We start from the raw sequence: 16,498 nt of genomic DNA, 5'->3' as shown, positions 1-16,498 counted from the left end.
GCCAAAATCCGGACGGACTTCATATCCGGCATGGGCAAGGTGAATGGCAAGTTCGTGATCATCCTCGACGTCGGCCGCGTGCTGTCGGTCGAGGAGATCGCCATGCTGACGCAGATTCCGGAAAGTGGGTCGGTCGAGACGACGGCCTGAGCGCAGCGTTCGGCCTTGTTGCCCGAAAAGCCAGCCTGTGTGGCTGGCTTTTTACTTGGGGTCGGCGTCTTTCAGTTTGGCAATGACCAGCGGGAAGGCGCCGGAGCCGATCAGCGCAATGGCCGAAACGATGAAGGCCAGTCCGGCCATCGGGTCGTCGAGTACCGGATGCAGATTGCTGCCGAAACCGGCGATGCTGATGGTCCCGGGAATGGCGCAAATGATGCCAAGCGCGGTCAGGACGATGAAGGATATGGGATAGCGACGCATGGCGAGAGTGTAGACGAGCATCCCGTTCGGGGCGAAGATAGATACCTATTTTAATAATTCAGGAGACGCTAATGAATCGCCGCCATTTTCTTCGTTCCGTGGCCGCTGTATCTGCCGTGGGTTTGGCTGAAATCGCACCCTGGCAGGCGGTCAGCGCGCTGGCCAGCGAAGTGGACAACTTCGTGCGTGGTCCGGCGATCAAAGATCACCCGCTGCGCCAGCTGTCGAAACATGTCTGGATGATCTACTCACCCGATGGTTTTCCGACCCCGGAAAATCAGGGGATGATGTGCAATCTGACTTTCATCGACACGCCGAAAGGCCTGGTCGCGGTGGATACCGGCGCCTCGGTGCAAATCGGCGAAATGGCCATCAGGCAAATCAAGAAGACCCTGAACAAGCCGGTAATCGCGATCATCAACACGCATTATCACGGCGATCATTTCCTCGGTAATCAGGCTTTTGTTGAAGCCTACGGCGACCTGCCGATCCATGCCCATGCCGGCACGATCAAGGAAATCGCCGGTATGCAGGGCAATATGTGGCGCACGCTGATGGAACAGTGGACCAATCAGGCAACGGTCGGTACGCGCATCGTGGCGCCGAATATTGCGGTCGACCACGGTCAGGAGCTGAAATTCGGCGATGTGACGCTGCGCCTGCATCATTACGGCAAGGCGCATACGCCGTACGACATCTGCGTTGAAGTGGTCGGCGACAAGCTGACCTGCATCGGCGATGTGGCGATGGATCGGCGCATTGCCAACATGGACGACGGTTCTTACGCTGGCAGCCTGAAAGCCTATGAATTGCTGGAAAAAAACGCCGCATCGACGATCTGGCTGCCCGGCCACGGCGAACCAGGTGCTGGCGTTCTGGCCTGGAATCGCGGTATGTTCGAGGGTATCTACGAAAGTTGCATCAAGGCCGTTGAAGCCGGTCAGCCGATGGACGCCGCCAAGGCGCTGGTGCTCAAGGATGCACGCATCACCAGTCGGGCGAAGGACACCAAGGGTTTTGAGAGCAATATCGGAAAGTATGTCAGCCTGGCCTACCTGGAAGCCGAAGCCGCGGCGTTTTAACTGTTTCAACCAAATCGATAATCATGAGCACGATCAATCATAGCCGTCTGGATAAAGTGGTCGCCGATGCCCGCAAGGCCAGCGACGAGCGGGAAAAAGGTTACCGGGAACGGGCGCTGAAGCTGTATCCGTGGATTTGCGGTCGCTGTGCCCGTGAGTTCACGCACAGCAACCTGCGCGAGCTGACGGTGCACCATCGCGATCACAATCACGACAACAATCCCAACGATGGCAGCAATTGGGAACTGCTCTGTCTGTACTGCCACGACAACGAACATCAGAAGCAGATCGAGGCGGATCGCGGTTATACCGATAGTCGCAACAATGTCAGCACGGCAACGCATTCCCCCTTTGCCAATCTGAAATCCTTGTTGAAGACCGACCAGTAAGGGATGTCGCGGCTGAAAACGGCAGCGCCAGTATTTTCCGACCGCGGCACCCGGGTCGCCCTGGTCTTCGCGCTGACCGCCGAGCGCTTGTCTGTGTTTTACGAGCACAACAAGCCGTTGACCGAAGCCCAGGGGGCGGCGCTGGCCGCTGACTGGCTATCCCGTTCGCAACGCACGCTACCGCTCGACGAGCGGCGGCACCTGTCGGCGCTGAGCGAAGCGATGGCCAGCCAGATCACGCGCACCTTGTCGCGTGAGGCCGGCTTGTTCACGGCCCACGAAATGATGGAATCGCTCGATCCCAACTACCATTCGGAACTGGCTCAGTCACTGATGCTGGAATGTGAGCGTTTACTCGACGATGCTGCCGAAGGCCTGCCGACGGATAGTCCAGGCAGGGGCTAGCCAGAGTCTTTCACCAACTGACTGAGGGTAGGTCGCAGATCAAGCAGTCCGCGTCAATGTCTTGCGCGATTGTTTTTCCGCATACATTCGCTGGTCGGCCACTTCCAGTACCTTCTCGGGCTCTATCCCGTCGCCCGGAACCAGTGCTGCGCCAATACTGGCATTCAGTCGAAATTCTTTGTTTTCAAAGATGAATTCCCGATTGATGTCGGCGTCGATGCGCTGAATTGCCGAAGCAATGCCATCCCAGTTTTCAATCGGGGTCAAAATGATGCCGAACTCGTCGCCGCCCAGTCTGGCTACCGTATCCGTCGCCCGCGCCGTGGTTTTGATGCGATTTGAGAACTCGACAATCACCGCATCGCCAACCCGATGACCAAAAGTGTCATTGATCTGTTTCAAACCATCCATGTCGACCATCAATATGCCGGCGCAAGACTGAGAACGGTCCGTGTGGGTCAGCGTATTGCGCAAGCGATCCATGAACAGGGCGCGATTGGCCAAGCCGGTCATGCCATCGTGCGTCGCTTTCAGGAAAAGGTCGTCGATGTCGTATTTCACCGAGAAGTACATCGATGCCGCTACCACTTCCGACAACATGGCGAGAAGTCGCATCTCCTGTTCTGAAAACTTGTTGGCTTGCGCCGACATTGCCTTCAGTACGCCAACGGTGATGCCGTGATGCTTGAGCGGGATGACAATCATCGAGCGCAAGCCAACCTTCTGGCAGGCCACTCGATCGACCCGTGGATCGCTATCCGAATCATTGCAGACCAGGGTTTCGCCGCTGATGACGCTCAGTCCGGACAGACTGGCATCAAGTTTCAGCCTCAAGCCCAGTTGCTTTTCGGCAATTCCGGCGGCCGCCCGATAAACCATGTCGCCATCTTCAGCCAATTCGATCACTGCGCCATCGGCATCAATCAGCGGCAGCGTTTGTTCGACGATGTACTGCATGACCCCGCCCAAATCCAGACCGAGCTTGGCGATTTCAGCTTGAATCCGGATAACTTGTAATAATTGTTCGTGCGATGGCATGGCGTGGTGTTTTCCAGGCGGATTTTGGGTTGATCACCACGGATCAACCGGGCCACGGGAATTTAATGTAAGTGCTTGCTTCGCACAATACCAATATTACTTTTGTGGTATTTGTGCGCCGCAATATCTTAAATCAGCGCGCTGAACAGCAAGCCGCTACCCAGCAGAGCGACGGCTTGGCCCAGCCGCAAGGTCCAGCCGGTGCGGTGCCGCAGAACACGTTGCGCGATCAACATGCCGATGCCGTGCAACAGTGCAGAACCCAGGATCATGCCGGAAAGTATGCTGCTGCCGGCAGTCAATTCGCTGCCGTGCGCCAACCCGTGGCAGAAAGCGAAAGCGCCGATGACGGCCAGCGATGTCGTCGCACCGGGTTTGAAGGGCAGCATCAGCATGACGCCCAGAATGATGACTGACGCCGCAACCAGCGGCTCGAGTTGGGGAATCGAGAAACCCTGCTGGCCGGCCAGCGCACCCAGCGTCAGCAGCAGGATAAAAGTCAGCGGTGCGATCCAGACCCGGCGAGTGTTCAGAACGCTCCAGATGCCGACCATCAACATGGCGGCCAGGTGATCGATACCAAGGAAAGGATGGGCAAACCCGTCGGCAAAGCCTTGTCCGTGATGGCCGGTGTGGGCCATGACAGCGAACGGCAGGCTGAGCAAGCCGGCAACGACGAGATGCGAAGCATGTTTGTTCATGATCAACTCCTTGGCGTAAACAATCTATGGATTATGCGGCAGCGGTTTGATGACGGGAATACACAACAATACGCCGGCCAGCAGCGTGGTGCGGCAGAAAAAGCATCAATTTTTGCGGTCTACCGCAGAATCCACCCCAATATCCTCATTCCACAATGTCGGGTGTGCGGCAATGAAATCGCGCATCAAGCCAATGCAGGTTTCGTCCTGTAGCACTTCGATGGCTACGCCGCGCGCGCGCAGCAATGCTTCTTCGCCCATGAAAGTCAGGTTCTCGCCGACGATGACGCGGCGGATGCCGTAGAGCAGCATCGCGCCGCTGCACATGGCGCAGGGCGACAGCGTGGTGTACAGAATCGCCTCGTGATACACCGAGGCCGGCTGGCGGCCGGCATTCTCGAAGGCATCCATCTCGCCGTGCAGGATGGCGCTGCCGCTTTGCACGCGGCGGTTGTGGCCACGGCCGATGATTTGCCCGTTGTGTACGATCACCGAACCGATTGGAATGCCGCCTTCGGCCAGGCCACGGCGTGCCTCGTCGATGGCGGCCTGCATGAATTTGTCCATGAATTGCTCCTTGTCTGTTTATTCGCCGAGATAAACCGGCGGTCTTTTTTCCTTGAAGGAATTGATCCCCTCAGCGTAATCGCGGCTGTTGTAAACCACCCGGCGCAGGCCCTGGATGCGCTCGAAATCGGCCGGCGACAACGCATGGGCGGCAGCCAGAATGCGCAACTGCTCTTTCATCACGCCAATGGCCAGTGGCGAGTTGTGGGCAATGGCCTGGGCGATTTCACGCGTAAACTGGTGGATCTCGTCGCTCGGGATGACATGGTTGATGATTCCCTGGCGCTCCAGTCGGGCCGCCGTCATCGGGCGTCCGGTGAATAGCAGTTCCTTGGCGATATGCGGTGGTGCGGCATTGAGGAAAGTCAGCAAACCGGTCGCGTTGTAGGGCACGCCGAGCTTGGCTGGCGTGGCGGCGAAAGTGGCTTCGGGCGTGGCAATAATCATGTCGCAGGCGAAAACCAGTTCGCAGGCACCGCCCCAGACGCCCCCTTCGATCAGCGCGATGACCGGGGCCGGGAAGGCTTCCACGTCGCGGATCAACATGCGCAACGGGTCTTGCCAGCCCAGGGGATCGAGACCGCCAAGCGGCAGCTCGGCCACGTTGTGCCCGGAAGACCAGACCTTTGCGCCCGGTTGAGCGCGCAGAATGGCGACGCGCACACTGGCAGCCTTGAAGTTCTCGAAAGTCGCGGCGATTTCCTTGACCAGTTGTTCGGACAGCGCGTTGCGTTTGATCTGGTAATTCAGCGTGATGGTGCCGATGCCATCGCTGATCTCGGCAAGAATCAGGGACATGAAGTTTTCCGTATGAAATTTTCCGCTGTATTGTGCCCGAGAGGGGGTGCGGCGAATGCCATTGTTGACAAAGATTACGACTGGGCAATGACGCTTAGTTCGGGTCTTTGTCGGGATCGAGGCCGGGCAGGATCAGTTCGGCTTCAAGGCCGCCTTTCGGCAGGTTGCGTAATTCGAGACGGCCAGCATGCAGGCGCATGATGCGCTCGATGATGGCCAGGCCGAGGCCGGCGCCGGCCGGGCCGCCGCGCGCCGAGGCGAGGCGGGTGAAGGGCTGGCGCAGGCGGGCCTGCTCGGCTTCCGGAATGCCCGGCCCGCGGTCGACAACGAAAAAGTGCAGGTTTTCGCCGCGGCATTCCAGGCGGAGCGTGACTGCGTTGGCGCTGTACTTGAGCGCGTTGCCGAGCAGGTTGGCGATGGCGCGGCGCAGCGCCACCGGGCGGCAGGGCAGCAGCGGCAGGTCGGCGGCAACCGGCGCGATGACGAGGCGGGGCGAGGCGAAGCTGGCGACGATGTCGCGCAGCAATTCTTCCGCGTCGCATACGGTGGGCGTTTCCGCGTTGTCGAGGCGGGCGAAGTCGATGAACTGGTCGATGATCTGGTCGGCAGCGGCGATGTTGCGCACCATGCCCTGCAGCAATTCCTCTTCGCCGCTGGCGTGCAGGATCTCGACGGCGAGGCGCAGCTTGGCGAGCGGCGTGCGCAGGTCGTGCGAAATGCCGGCCAGCATGATGCCGCGTTCGCGCTCGCCGGCTTCGAGCTGGCGGGCCATGCTGTCGAAAGCGGCGGCAAGGTGGGCGATCTCGCTCGGCGCATCGGCCAGGTGCACGACCGGGAACTGGCCGTCGGCCAGGCCGGCGGCGGCCTGTTCCAGGGTTTTCAGCGGGCGGTGGATGTTGCGCTGGATGAGGCCGGCACCGAGCGCGGCGAGCAGCGTCGTCGCCAGCAGGATGCCGAATGCCAGGGCCAGCCGGGCACCGCCGAGCGCGCCGGCATCGAGGCCCAGCCACCAGGTTTCGTCACCAATCTGGCTGGCGATCCACAGGCGCGGCCGCGGCTGTTCCGACCAGACAAGCTGCACCCGTTCGCCGAGGCGACGTTGCAGTCGTTCGAGTGCCAGGCGGGTAAGCAGGGCATTTGGCCGGACGAGATTGGTCGGCGCCTGGCGGCTGATCAATACCGTGCCGTCCGGTTGCTGCAACTGCTGGCTGAAGCGCTCGCGCTCGCCCGGCGGCATGTGGGCGATGGCGGTCGACAGCACGCCGAGGTACTTTTCGCTCAGTTCGCCCAGGCGCTCGATGCGCGGCATCTGGATCAGCAGATGGAAGGCGAGCGCGGCGCCGATTTCGGCGCACAGGATGAGGCCGACGATGAGCAGCAGGTTGCGCCCGTAGAGGCTGCGCGGCAGCCAGTGGCGGGCGCTCACGGCGTTTCCTCGTCGCCGACGAAGACGTAGCCGGCGCCCCAGACGGTGCGGATGTAGCGTGGCGTCGCCGGGTCGGCTTCGAGCAGGCGGCGCAGGCGCAGGATCTGGACATCCACGCTGCGCTCGCTGTTGCCGTGGTCGCGGCCGAAAGCCAGCGCGAGCAGGCGTTCGCGGCTGAGCGGCCGGCCCGGCTGGGCGGTCAACACGCGGAGCAGGGCAAATTCGCCGCTGCTTAGTTCGACCGTCTCGCCGTCGCGGCTCAGCCGGCAGCTTTCCAGATGCAGGCGATAGGGGCCGAAAGCAATTGTGCCGGCGCCGGTCAGCGTGGCGCTGGCGCGCGCCAGTTGCTGGCGCCGTAGCAGGGCCTTGAGGCGGGCCGCCAGTTCGCGCGGCTCGAAAGGCTTGGCCAGGTAGTCGTCGGCGCCGGTTTCGAGGCCGATGATGCGGTCGACCGCATCGCCGCGCGCGGTCAACATCAGGATGGGCAGGTTTTCGCCGGCAGCGCGCAGACGGCGGCAGATCGCCAGACCGTCCTCGCCGGGCAGCATCAGGTCGAGGACCAGCGCGTCGTAGGGCTCGCGCGCCAGCAGCTTGTCGAGCTGGGCGGCGTTGGCGACCTGGCGCACGGCAAAACCCTGGCTGCCCAGGTAGCGTTCGAGCAGGGCGCGCAACTCGGCTTCGTCGTCGAGGACCAGGATGCGGGGCGGTGAACTCATCAAATAGGCAGGAAAAGGCTGGCGATGGCGTATTTTGCCCGGAGCCGGACGCCGCGGCGAGCGGCAGGCCGGCTGGCCGGGCAAAAACTTATTACAAGGCATTACAAACCGCCGGCTTCCTAACAAAATCTGACAATTGCCGGCGTCGACCGGTGGGCGCCTTGTCTAGACTGGCCACATGCACCGCCAACGGTGTTTTCTTCATCTTCAATCTGCCAGGAGACTGCCATGCATGCCCGTCATTTTTTCAAATTGCTGCCCATCGTCGCCCTCTGTCTGAGCGCCGCCATGCCGAGCGCGGCCAGTGCCCGCGAGCGCGAACGTTTCATCCGGCCCAATGCCGATGGTGGTGCCACTGCCGGTCGCCTGGCCGGCGGGGCCGGGCCGAATGGCGGCGGCTTCCTGCGCGGCCGGCGCACCCAGGGCGACGGCCAGGGCAATGTGACCTCGACCAGCGGCGGCGCCTTTCGCGGCCCGAACGGGGCGAGCGGCGCGCGTGCCGCCCAGGTGACGCATAATGCCGACGGTTCGGCCAGCCGTCAGGGCGGCTTCGCAGCGAGTGGCGAAAAAGGTTCGGTGAACAGCCAGGGCAATGTCAGCCGCACGGCCGACGGTGCCGTCAGCGGCGAGCGGACAACCAGTGCGACGGGCGCCAACGGCAACACGTATCAGGGCAGCACCACCTATACCAAGGGCGAGGGCGTCAGTCATACCGGGACCTGCAGCGACGCCGCCGGCAACAGCATTCCCTGCGCCCGCTGACGCAGCCGCGATAGAGGAGAAAACGCGATGAAACGACTGCACCTGTGCGCCATCGGCCTGGCCCTGTTGCTCGGCCTGAGCGAAGCCAGCCTGGCCGGTCCGTTGCTCGATCGCCTGCGTGAACGGCGGGCGGCACAAGGCAGCAGCGCGGCTGGTTCCACCCTGCCGGCCGGTGTCGAGCGCCTCGAGAACATCGCCTATGGCAGCGATCCGGCGCAGGCTTTCGACGTCTATCTGCCGCCGAATGCGCAGAATGCGCCGGTGATCTTCATGGTGCATGGCGGTGCCTGGGCGGTCGGCGACAAGGCGATGGGCCGCGTTGTCGATGCCAAGGTGGCGCGCTGGGTCAGTCGCGGTTTCATCTTCATCTCGGCCAATTACCGCATGCTGCCGGCCGCGGCACCCGACGTGCAGTTGCGCGACGTGGCCCTGGCCGTGGCGACGGCACAGCGCAAGGCAGGCGAATGGGGCGGCGATGCGCGGCGTTTCATCCTGATGGGCCATTCGGCCGGGGCGCATCTCGTCGCGCTGCTCGCCGCCACGCCGCATCCGGCCTACGCGCCCGACCTGCAGCCGGTGCTCGGCACGGTGGCGCTGGATAGTGCGGCGATGAATATCGTTGAGATCATGAGCCAGAAGCACTACCGCCTCTACGACAAACCGTTCGGGACTGATCCGGCCTATTGGCGCAGCATGTCGCCGACGCTGAACCTGGCGGCCGGTGCGGCGCCGCTGCTCGCCGTCTGCTCCAGCCGGCGCGATGAATCTTGTTTGCAGGCCACACGCTTTGTCGAAAAGGCGAGCCAGTTGGGGGTGCGTGCGGAAGTGCTCAAAGAGAATCTCTCGCATGGCGAGATCAATAGCCAGCTTGGCGTGCCGGGGGCCTATACGGCAGCGGTTGAAAAATTCATCGCCGGTCTGGATCGGGAGTCTGCGCGTTTGTTGCGTTGAGCAAAAGCCAGAGCAGATTCTGCATCAAACGGCTGTTGTTCGCCGTTGGAATGCTGGTTTGCCCATCACATGCGTCGCCGCGACGCAGCGTTCGTCACCGAGGATCATCAGCGCAAACAGGATTTGGGCGAGATCGTCGGTTTTCTCCAGGCGAAATTCGAGTTCCGGGGTGGAACGTGGATCAAGGGCGATGAAATCGGCTTCCTTGCCCAGGGCGAAATTGCCGATGAATTCATCCAGGTAGAGTGCCTGGGCGCCGCCCAGCGTGGCCAGGAACCAGGCGCGTAGTGGCGGTAGCGGTCGGTGCTTGGCCTGCGACACCTTGTAGGCTTCATTCAGCGTACGGATCAGGCTGAACGAGGTGCCGCAGCCGACATCGGTGGCGAGGCCGACGCGGATGCCGGCTGCAATGGCGGCGGCGTGGTCGAAGAAGCCGTTGCCGAGGAAAAGGTTGGAGGTAGGGCAGAAGGCGGCGGCGCTACCGGTTTCGGCCAGGCGTGCGGTTTCGGCGGGCGACAGGTGAATGCAGTGGCCGTAGATGCTGCGCGGGCCGAGCAGGCCGTGGCAGTCGTAGACGTCGAGGTAGTCGCGTGCTGCCGGGAAGAGCGAGCGGACCCAGGCAATCTCGTCGAGGCTTTCGGCCAGGTGGGATTGCACGTGCAGGTCGGGGCGGCTGTGGTAAAGCTCGCCGGCCAGCGTCAGTTGGGCCGGGGTCGAGGTCGGGGCAAAGCGCGGGGTGACGCAGTAGCGCAGGCGGCCCTTGCCGTGCCAGCGCTCGATCAGGGCCAGAGAGTCACGCTCGGCAGCGGCGACGGTATCGCACAGTGCCGGCGGGGCGTGGCGGTCCATCATGATTTTTCCGGTCAACATGCGTAAACGGCGTTTTTCCGCGCCGGCCATGAAGGCATCGACCGAGGTGGCATGTACCGTCGAAAATACCGCCGCGGTCGTTGTCCCGTGGGCCAGCAGGCGGTCGAGGAACCAGTTGGCAGTGCGGGCGGCTACCGCCGGATCGGCAAAGGCGGTTTCGGCCGGAAAGGTGTAGTCGTTGAGCCAGTCGAGCAGTTGCCGGCTGAAGGAGGCGATGATCGCCGATTGCGGGTAGTGGCAGTGGGTGTCGACCAGGCCGGGCAGGATCAGCTTGCCCGAATAATCAAAAACTTCGGCCGCCGCACGCACGGCCGGCGCGATGTTGGCTTCGACCTCGGTACGCCGCCCGATGCCGGCGACGCGGCCGTCAGTAATCCACAGTGCGCCGTCGGGGAAATATTCGTAGCTGTTGGCCGAATCATCCTCGCCAGGGTCGGCAAGAAAATGCAGAACCTGGCCGAGGATGAGTTGCTGGCGGGGCGTTTGCGGCGCATTCATGAAACCTCGGCGAGTGTCGTTGGCGCGATATTTCAAATTAGCACAGCTATCTGGATGGGTTGAGCGGGTTTCACTGGAGAAGCGAAACCCCCGGCCTTAGCGTTAGCCGGGGGTATCGGTTATTACCCGCAATTTCCGTCGAGGGCGGGACTTTTGCAGGGAGATCAGGCAACGATGGAAACAGCGCCGTCAAAGGATGCCAGAGACTGTCCAACCAACTGGATGACTTCGGTGTAGCCGTTGCCGTTACTGTCTGTCACCAGATAGATATCGCCACCAGTCACTTGGCCAACGTAGTATTTGATGGTGCCGTTCAGCGCCGTGTCAGCAGCACTCAGCAGTGCTGCCAAACTGGCGGCAGTGGCGCCGGCTTCCTGGATAATGCCGACAGCTGCGCCGAATGAACCGCCGATGGTGTCGGTGCCTGTACCAAAGTCGCGGATGATGTCGGTTACTGCTCCTGCTGCGGTGTCAATGTCGGTAGTTGCAAAAACGAACTTGTCGTCACCCAGACCTCCGGTCATGTCATCAACACCTGAATCGCCGGTGAGTACGTCCGCCCCGCCAAAACCAAAGATGAAGTCGTTTCCACCCGATCCGCTGAGTGCGCCATCATCCGCGTTGGTTCCCAACAAAACAGGAATTGCGTGTGTGGTGGTGTTCCCAGCAACATCGGTCACCACGAGGGATGTAGTGATTGCACTGCCTTGGGCGGCAATCGTGATGTTGGCCGGCGTATTCGCTGTCAGGGTAACGGTTGCGCCAACGAGTGCAGCGCCATTGTAAAGACCGGCAACACCGGCTTCGTTGCTGGTCACCGAGACGGTAGTGGCACTATTTACACTGAATGCGGAGATGCTGGGTGCCGTGGTGTCGTAGGTCACTGTCGCAGTGGCGCTGGCACCGATATTGCCGGTCAGGTCGGTGTAGCTTATCGTGATCGTGCGGTCGCCTTGCACGTTGCTGTGTTGCGGTTTGTACAGGATGCCCGAGATGATGTTGTCAATGTCCGCGGCGGCAAATGCCAAACCATCGTTTTTGGTCAGCAGCAATGTCTTGCTGGCTGCATCGTAGGTGTAGTTTATGCCGCTGATGCTGTTGATGGTCTTGTTGCTGCCCGTAAAATTGGCGTTCAAAGCCTGGTTGGCATCGAGATACAGCTTGTCTACGGCGACATCCAGTCCGGCCCCGGCGATGACCAGCTTGATGCTGGCAATATCGGTTGCTGCTGGTGCCTGGATTGCCGAGGCGATTGACTTGCCGGTGTAGGCATCTGAAAACATCATTGCTGTGCTTGCCGTGGCCTGCACGCCGGCCGTTGCGGACAGATCGACAGCATCCGGGGCTGTGGTATCGACCGCTTGAGGTACTGTGCGATCGAGTTCCAGATGCGAACTGTGGGTTTGGCCGGAAGTGTCCGTCACGATTACCGTCAGCAAACCATCCTTGAACAGGGTTGCATCAAATTCATACTTGCCGTTGCGAAGGATCGTCGTGACCTCGAGCGGGGTGTTGTCTGCCAGCTTCGTTCCACTGACTACAACCGTATTGACGGTGCTGCTGCTCAGGAGGTTTACTGTCAGGGCGGTGGCTGTCGTTACCTCTGTGCCTGCAATATAGGGATCGTCTCCCGCTTTAACGGCTACCTGGAGAATCGGGGCTGATTTGAGGAGTACCGGGAGGCTGGTGCTATCGACGGTTACAACCCGCTGGAGGGTATCTCCCGTCAGGCCATTGCCGGCATTGTTTGCTGTCCACAACCAGATTGAAGCTTTGCCATTCGTGTCGTAAAAAAAGACATAAACGCCGCCGGTATGCGAGTCATCGGTATAACTTGGACCGCCAAAAAAGCTGTTGGGCCATCCGGTGCCCCATTGCCCGCGTGTAGCCAGGCTGCTTCTGACAACCTCTTCGCTGGTTGAATCGGCAATTGGATTGCCAAACCAGACGTAATCGCCGGTGTGCAGCGGGCTGCGGTTATAGGGGAGATCGACCCCGTTGCCATTTCCATTGCCGAGGGCTTTCAGGTCCAGTTTGTCGGCAGTGCCGTTGAAATTGGTCAGTCGCGCACCGGTATCCGTGGCGCCAAATACAAAAGTATCGGCAACCCCCGTCGCCGAATTCACGGCATCGGTCATTGCCGTCATGCGGACTTGACCCGTGCCATCCACGGTCTTGCCGGATAACTGCAAAGCTGTTCCAGCCAATACCTGACCGGCACCGAGGGAAAACTTGGAAAAGTTGCTGTAAAAGTCGACTGTTGTCGTGGCGGTTACACCTTCACGAGAGAAGGTGGCGATGCTGCCGTTGATTGTGAAGGTGATGTCGCCAGTGGCTGTGCCACCAAAGGTGACGACCCCTGCGTTGTTGCTTACCGTAAATGAATGCTGCGGGACCAGGGAGATCAACTGGGTCAGATTGCCCGGTACGGCTTGCGCTATGGCATCCGTCAGGGCACTGCCCGAATAGCTGCTGGCGGCATTTGTCAGGTTGCCGCTTGTTGCGCCGGAGATAATTGCCTGGGTTGCACTGCCTTGAGCAATGACCGCGACTTTGGCCAGGTCGACGATATTCGTTGCTGTACCGGCGGCGGCATTGTTTGCTCCCGTAATCTGGGCGAGTTGGTTGGCCAACTGGTCGATCGAGGTGGTGCCTGTAGTGCCGGCGGCTGCTTTGATAATGCCGGTCAGTAGCGTGTTGCTCGTCAGATCAATCTGGCTGTTGGGTGCTGTTTGCTTGATTGCCTCGGCAAGTGCCTTATTCACGGCAAGCGCTGCCTTTTGCTGGTCGACTGTGCTGCTCGCCGCATCAATGGCGGAAGAGACCTGGGTCATGACATTGGCCAATTGCAGCGCTTTGGCCTGCACGGCCAGCGCCATTTCCTTGGCGACAATTGTCGCCGAACTGTTGGCCAGGACAGTGAGTGGGTCATAGGTCAGAACGTTGACCGTGGCAGGCAGGCCGAGGGCGTTCTGGAGCATTGTCGTGGCTTGATCGATTGAGCTTGCCTGGTTGGTGGCCAGTAGCGTTTGCAGCATGGTGGTCAGGGGGGAAACGACGGTGCTGCCGGCTGGTGCGCTCAATACGCCCAGAAAGGGTTTGCCGGTCATGATGTCGACCCCGCCATGCGCAATGATTGTCCCGTTTGCGCCATTCTGGGGAAGTACGTAATTGCCGTTGGCATCCGTGGTCGATGACCACTCCCCGCTATCCTGAACGCCATTGCCGTTCGCATCGGCAAATACGGTTGCACCACTGACGTAGCCATCTATCGCAGAACCGGTGACACCGTTAGCCCCGAGTTTGCTTAGCAGTGCGTCGAAACCATCCTTGCCATTGTTCAGGCTGACCGTGCTTTCACCGATATTCTGCAGCAATGCCGAAACAGAGTCATTGACCACACTGCCGGTGAAATAACTTGCTTTGCCAGCTGTTTCCAGACTTTCCAGAAAACTGTTGGCGGCAGTAGCGCGATTTGTCAGAGTGTTGCCGACGCCCTCCTGAAGATCGACCAATCCGTTGAACAACTTGGACCAGGATGTATAGCCGTTGGCTTGGAGGGTTTGAGCAATCTGAACGCCCTGCTCGTCGGTAAATGTAAGACCCAAACCATTTTTGGCAATGGTTCTGATCACACCGCCGACGCCGATTTGATTGGCAGCCGTGTTGACAACGGAATCGATAAGCTGGTCCAGTTGAGCCCGGTTCCCATCGGCACCAAGCAGAGTTTTCAGGGAATTCATCCCTTCTTTTGGGGCGGCAGTACCCGTGGCCAGGATGAACATTTCCTGAAGAATCTGGCTGTGGCTTTCCGTTGTCATTAGTTGCCTTCCTTTGAGTTGTCTTGCTGTGGATATGGCTTGGAAAACGGCAGATTGCATCTTCCAAATATGCAGAAAACTTTAACCAATTTGTTAGAAAGCAACAATGCAATAAGCCAATATTTCTAGGTGCGAAAAAGGCATAAGCAATTCACGAATTGCTTATGCCGGATGACCTGTTTGTCATTTTGATAGATGTGGTGCCTCAAAGATTTCGCTGAAGCAACTGCCGTCTTGCCCTATGCTTAGCGTCGGATTGAGGCGGCTGTTCTTAGTGGCTTAGCGCTGCCTCAATGGCCTCGACCACCTTGCCGGCATCGGGCAGGGTGTCCGGGGCGAAGCGGCGGATGACCTGGCCGTTGCGGTCGACGAGGAATTTTTCGAAATTCCACAGCACTTCCGGTGCCGAGGTCGGCTCGATCTTGTAGCCGCGTAGCGCGGTTTCCATGCCGGCGCGGTCTTCGGTCTGCGGCTGGGCGGCGATCAACTGGGCGTAGAGCGGGTGCTTGTCGGCGCCGGTGACGGCGATCTTGCTGTAGAGCGGGAAGCGGACGCCATAGGTCAGCGTGCAGAACTCCTGAATCTCGGCATCGCTGCCCGGTTCCTGACCGGCGAAATCGTTGGCGGGAAAGCCAAGCACGGCAAAACCGCGTTCGCTGTAGGTTTCGTGCAGCTTTTCCAGCCCGGCGTACTGCGGCGTCAGGCCACATTTGGATGCGACATTGACGATCAGCAGGACGTCGCCGGCATGCTCGCGCAGGCTGGTCGGTGCGCCGTCGATGGCTTTCAGGGGAATGTCGTAGAGGGAAGTGCTCATGGGGTCTCCTTGGTTAAATCTCGTTTGACCGATTTGCTTGGCAGAGTTCCAGCGGATCAATATCTGCGCTGCAGATGGCTACTATATGTCCTTGTCGCAACGGGTTTTCGTAGAATCGGACGAAGCCCGCACATTTTCCGGAGAGTTTGCCGATGAACACCACACAAGACAAGGATGTCGCCCTCGAACTGGCCTGCCGCATGCCCAAGGCTGAACTGCACGTGCATATCGAAGGCACGCTGGAGCCGGACCTGGCTTTCGCACTCGCCCGCCGCAACGGCATCACGCTGCCCTATGCTGACGAGGCCGCGCTTGCCGCGGCCTACGATTTCGACAGCCTGCAATCCTTCCTCGACCTCTATTACGCCTGTGCCGACGTGCTGCGCACCGCCGACGATTTCCGCGACCTGATGCTGGCCTACCTGGAACGCGCCGCGGCCGACAACGTCATCCACGCCGAAATCTTCTTCGACCCGCAGACGCACACCGCCCGCGGCATTTCCTACGTCACTGTGCTCGATGGCCTGGAAGAAGGCCTGCGCCTCGGCTGCGAACGCTGGGGCATCAGCGGCCGGCTGATCCTCTGCTTCCTGCGCCACCTCAGCGAGGCAGACGCCTTCGCCACGCTGGCCGAGGCCGAACCCTGGCTCGACCGCATCCACGGCTTCGGCCTCGATTCATCGGAAAAAGGTTTTCCGCCCAGCAAGTTCGCCCGCGTCTTCGCCCGCTGTCGCGAACTCGGCAAGCCGGTCGTCGCCCACGCCGGCGAGGAAGGGCCGCCGGAATACATCAGCGAAGCGCTCGACCTGCTCGGCGCGCAGCGCATCGACCACGGCGTGCGCGCTGTCGAAGACCCGGCTGTCGTCGCCCGTCTGGTCCGCGAAGGCATTCCGCTGACTGTCTGCCCGCTGTCCAATATCCGCCTGTGCGTTTTCCCGACGATGGAACAGCACACGCTCGCCAGCCTGCTTGCCGCGGGGGTGAAAGTTACGGTCAACAGCGACGATCCGGCCTATTTCGGCGGCTATCTGAACGACAACATCCGCGCCGTCCAGGCCGCCTTCCACTTCGACACCGCCACCTGGCAACGTATTGCCCGGAATAGTTTTGCAGCGAGTTTTGTCGATGAGGCGCAGAAGCTGGCGTGGATCGAGCGGCTGGAGGCGTTTTTTGCGGTCGACGGGTGATATTTACGGGAAATGGGGGCGGTTGTGTCGGAGAAGTGTTATCTGTGGCG

The 16,498-nt window shown here is 60.5% G+C and carries 16 protein-coding genes; 6 read left to right on the top strand and 10 right to left on the bottom strand.

Translation table 11 applies throughout. The annotated features are described in order from the left end of the window. Positions 1-201: 201 nt before the first annotated feature. Positions 202-441 (bottom strand): hypothetical protein, encoded by a 240-nt coding sequence (locus RCI20_RS02300; protein WP_306602899.1) that lies wholly within the window; start codon positions 439-441, stop codon positions 202-204. A gap of 50 nt (positions 442-491) precedes the next feature. Between RCI20_RS02300 and RCI20_RS02295 the strand changes: the two genes are divergently transcribed. The 3 genes from RCI20_RS02295 to RCI20_RS02285 are packed head-to-tail and all read left to right on the top strand — an operon-like array spanning position 492 to position 2,296. Further along, positions 492-1,502 (top strand): MBL fold metallo-hydrolase, encoded by a 1,011-nt coding sequence (locus tag RCI20_RS02295; protein ID WP_306602897.1) that lies wholly within the window; start codon positions 492-494, stop codon positions 1,500-1,502. A gap of 23 nt (positions 1,503-1,525) precedes the next feature. Continuing rightward, positions 1,526-1,891, top strand: a complete 366-nt coding sequence (locus tag RCI20_RS02290) for a YajD family HNH nuclease (RefSeq protein ID WP_306602895.1) — start codon at positions 1,526-1,528, stop codon at positions 1,889-1,891. A 3-nt stretch (positions 1,892-1,894) separates the two neighbouring features. Then, on the top strand, positions 1,895-2,296 hold the full coding sequence (locus RCI20_RS02285; RefSeq protein ID WP_306602893.1) for a hypothetical protein: 402 nt from the start codon (positions 1,895-1,897) through the stop codon (positions 2,294-2,296). A gap of 39 nt (positions 2,297-2,335) precedes the next feature. Here the strand turns inward: RCI20_RS02285 and RCI20_RS02280 are convergent, their stop codons facing one another. From RCI20_RS02280 to RCI20_RS02255, 6 genes are all read right to left on the bottom strand, one after another. Then, positions 2,336-3,334, bottom strand: coding sequence for a sensor domain-containing diguanylate cyclase (locus RCI20_RS02280; RefSeq protein WP_306602892.1), 999 nt, complete (start codon positions 3,332-3,334; stop codon positions 2,336-2,338). A 128-nt stretch (positions 3,335-3,462) separates the two neighbouring features. Further along, positions 3,463-4,035 (bottom strand): HupE/UreJ family protein, encoded by a 573-nt coding sequence (locus RCI20_RS02275; protein WP_306602890.1) that lies wholly within the window; start codon positions 4,033-4,035, stop codon positions 3,463-3,465. Between the two features lie 105 nt (positions 4,036-4,140). Continuing rightward, positions 4,141-4,602, bottom strand: a complete 462-nt coding sequence (locus tag RCI20_RS02270) for a nucleoside deaminase (RefSeq protein ID WP_306602889.1) — start codon at positions 4,600-4,602, stop codon at positions 4,141-4,143. 18 nt (positions 4,603-4,620) lie between these two features. Then, complete coding sequence (gene scpB, locus RCI20_RS02265) at positions 4,621-5,400, bottom strand: methylmalonyl-CoA decarboxylase (protein ID WP_306602888.1); 780 nt, start codon at positions 5,398-5,400, stop codon at positions 4,621-4,623. 94 nt (positions 5,401-5,494) lie between these two features. Continuing rightward, a complete protein-coding gene (locus RCI20_RS02260) occupies positions 5,495-6,826 on the bottom strand; it encodes an ATP-binding protein (RefSeq protein ID WP_306602887.1) in 1,332 nt (443 codons plus the stop codon). Next, a complete protein-coding gene (locus RCI20_RS02255; protein ID WP_306602886.1) occupies positions 6,823-7,542 on the bottom strand; it encodes a response regulator in 720 nt (239 codons plus the stop codon). The genes RCI20_RS02260 and RCI20_RS02255 overlap by 4 nt, the downstream gene beginning before the upstream one ends. A 228-nt stretch (positions 7,543-7,770) precedes the next feature. On the opposite strand from RCI20_RS02255, the gene RCI20_RS02250 reads away from it, so the two are divergent. Together RCI20_RS02250 and RCI20_RS02245 are read left to right on the top strand one after the other, a co-directional pair. Then, entirely contained in the window at positions 7,771-8,304 is a 534-nt protein-coding gene (locus RCI20_RS02250) for a hypothetical protein (RefSeq protein ID WP_306602885.1), read from the top strand. Positions 8,305-8,331: 27 nt separating this feature from the next. Beyond that, on the top strand, positions 8,332-9,255 hold the full coding sequence (locus tag RCI20_RS02245) for an alpha/beta hydrolase (RefSeq protein ID WP_306602884.1): 924 nt from the start codon (positions 8,332-8,334) through the stop codon (positions 9,253-9,255). Positions 9,256-9,279: 24 nt separating this feature from the next. Here RCI20_RS02245 and guaD read toward each other — a convergent pair whose 3' ends face one another. The 3 genes from guaD to RCI20_RS02230 form a co-directional block, all read right to left on the bottom strand. After that, on the bottom strand, positions 9,280-10,623 hold the full coding sequence (gene guaD / locus RCI20_RS02240) for a guanine deaminase (RefSeq protein WP_306602883.1): 1,344 nt from the start codon (positions 10,621-10,623) through the stop codon (positions 9,280-9,282). Positions 10,624-10,787: 164 nt separating this feature from the next. Beyond that, positions 10,788-14,444, bottom strand: coding sequence for a hypothetical protein (locus RCI20_RS02235; RefSeq protein WP_306602882.1), 3,657 nt, complete (start codon positions 14,442-14,444; stop codon positions 10,788-10,790). Positions 14,445-14,715: 271 nt separating this feature from the next. Next, the gene (locus RCI20_RS02230; RefSeq protein WP_306602880.1) at positions 14,716-15,261 is read right to left on the bottom strand and encodes a glutathione peroxidase; all 546 of its coding nucleotides are present in this window, start codon (positions 15,259-15,261) and stop codon (positions 14,716-14,718) included. A 152-nt stretch (positions 15,262-15,413) separates the two neighbouring features. Here RCI20_RS02230 and RCI20_RS02225 point away from each other — a divergent pair, with 152 nt between their 5' ends. After that, a complete protein-coding gene (locus tag RCI20_RS02225) occupies positions 15,414-16,448 on the top strand; it encodes an adenosine deaminase (RefSeq protein WP_306602879.1) in 1,035 nt (344 codons plus the stop codon). Positions 16,449-16,498: the final 50 nt, after the last annotated feature.

Source organism: Azonexus sp. (assembly GCF_030824335.1).
GTDB lineage: Bacteria > Pseudomonadota > Gammaproteobacteria > Burkholderiales > Rhodocyclaceae > Azonexus.
This window is presented reverse-complemented; position numbering and strand designations above follow the sequence as displayed.

Excerpts from the sequence above, each read along its gene's own strand:
- RCI20_RS02235 (WP_306602882.1), bottom strand. The coding sequence starts at position 14,444 with ATGACAACGGAAAGCCACAGCCAGATTCTTCAGGAAATGTTCATCCTG.
- RCI20_RS02275 (WP_306602890.1), bottom strand. The coding sequence starts at position 4,035 with ATGAACAAACATGCTTCGCATCTCGTCGTTGCCGGCTTGCTCAGCCTG.
- RCI20_RS02255 (WP_306602886.1), bottom strand. The coding sequence starts at position 7,542 with ATGAGTTCACCGCCCCGCATCCTGGTCCTCGACGACGAAGCCGAGTTG.
- RCI20_RS02295 (WP_306602897.1), top strand. The coding sequence starts at position 492 with ATGAATCGCCGCCATTTTCTTCGTTCCGTGGCCGCTGTATCTGCCGTG.
- RCI20_RS02290 (WP_306602895.1), top strand. The coding sequence starts at position 1,526 with ATGAGCACGATCAATCATAGCCGTCTGGATAAAGTGGTCGCCGATGCC.
- RCI20_RS02300 (WP_306602899.1), bottom strand. The coding sequence starts at position 441 with ATGCTCGTCTACACTCTCGCCATGCGTCGCTATCCCATATCCTTCATC.
- scpB (WP_306602888.1), bottom strand. The coding sequence starts at position 5,400 with ATGTCCCTGATTCTTGCCGAGATCAGCGATGGCATCGGCACCATCACG.
- RCI20_RS02225 (WP_306602879.1), top strand. The coding sequence starts at position 15,414 with ATGAACACCACACAAGACAAGGATGTCGCCCTCGAACTGGCCTGCCGC.
- RCI20_RS02245 (WP_306602884.1), top strand. The coding sequence starts at position 8,332 with ATGAAACGACTGCACCTGTGCGCCATCGGCCTGGCCCTGTTGCTCGGC.
- RCI20_RS02250 (WP_306602885.1), top strand. The coding sequence starts at position 7,771 with ATGCATGCCCGTCATTTTTTCAAATTGCTGCCCATCGTCGCCCTCTGT.
- guaD (WP_306602883.1), bottom strand. The coding sequence starts at position 10,623 with ATGAATGCGCCGCAAACGCCCCGCCAGCAACTCATCCTCGGCCAGGTT.
- RCI20_RS02280 (WP_306602892.1), bottom strand. The coding sequence starts at position 3,334 with ATGCCATCGCACGAACAATTATTACAAGTTATCCGGATTCAAGCTGAA.
- RCI20_RS02230 (WP_306602880.1), bottom strand. The coding sequence starts at position 15,261 with ATGAGCACTTCCCTCTACGACATTCCCCTGAAAGCCATCGACGGCGCA.
- RCI20_RS02270 (WP_306602889.1), bottom strand. The coding sequence starts at position 4,602 with ATGGACAAATTCATGCAGGCCGCCATCGACGAGGCACGCCGTGGCCTG.
- RCI20_RS02285 (WP_306602893.1), top strand. The coding sequence starts at position 1,895 with ATGTCGCGGCTGAAAACGGCAGCGCCAGTATTTTCCGACCGCGGCACC.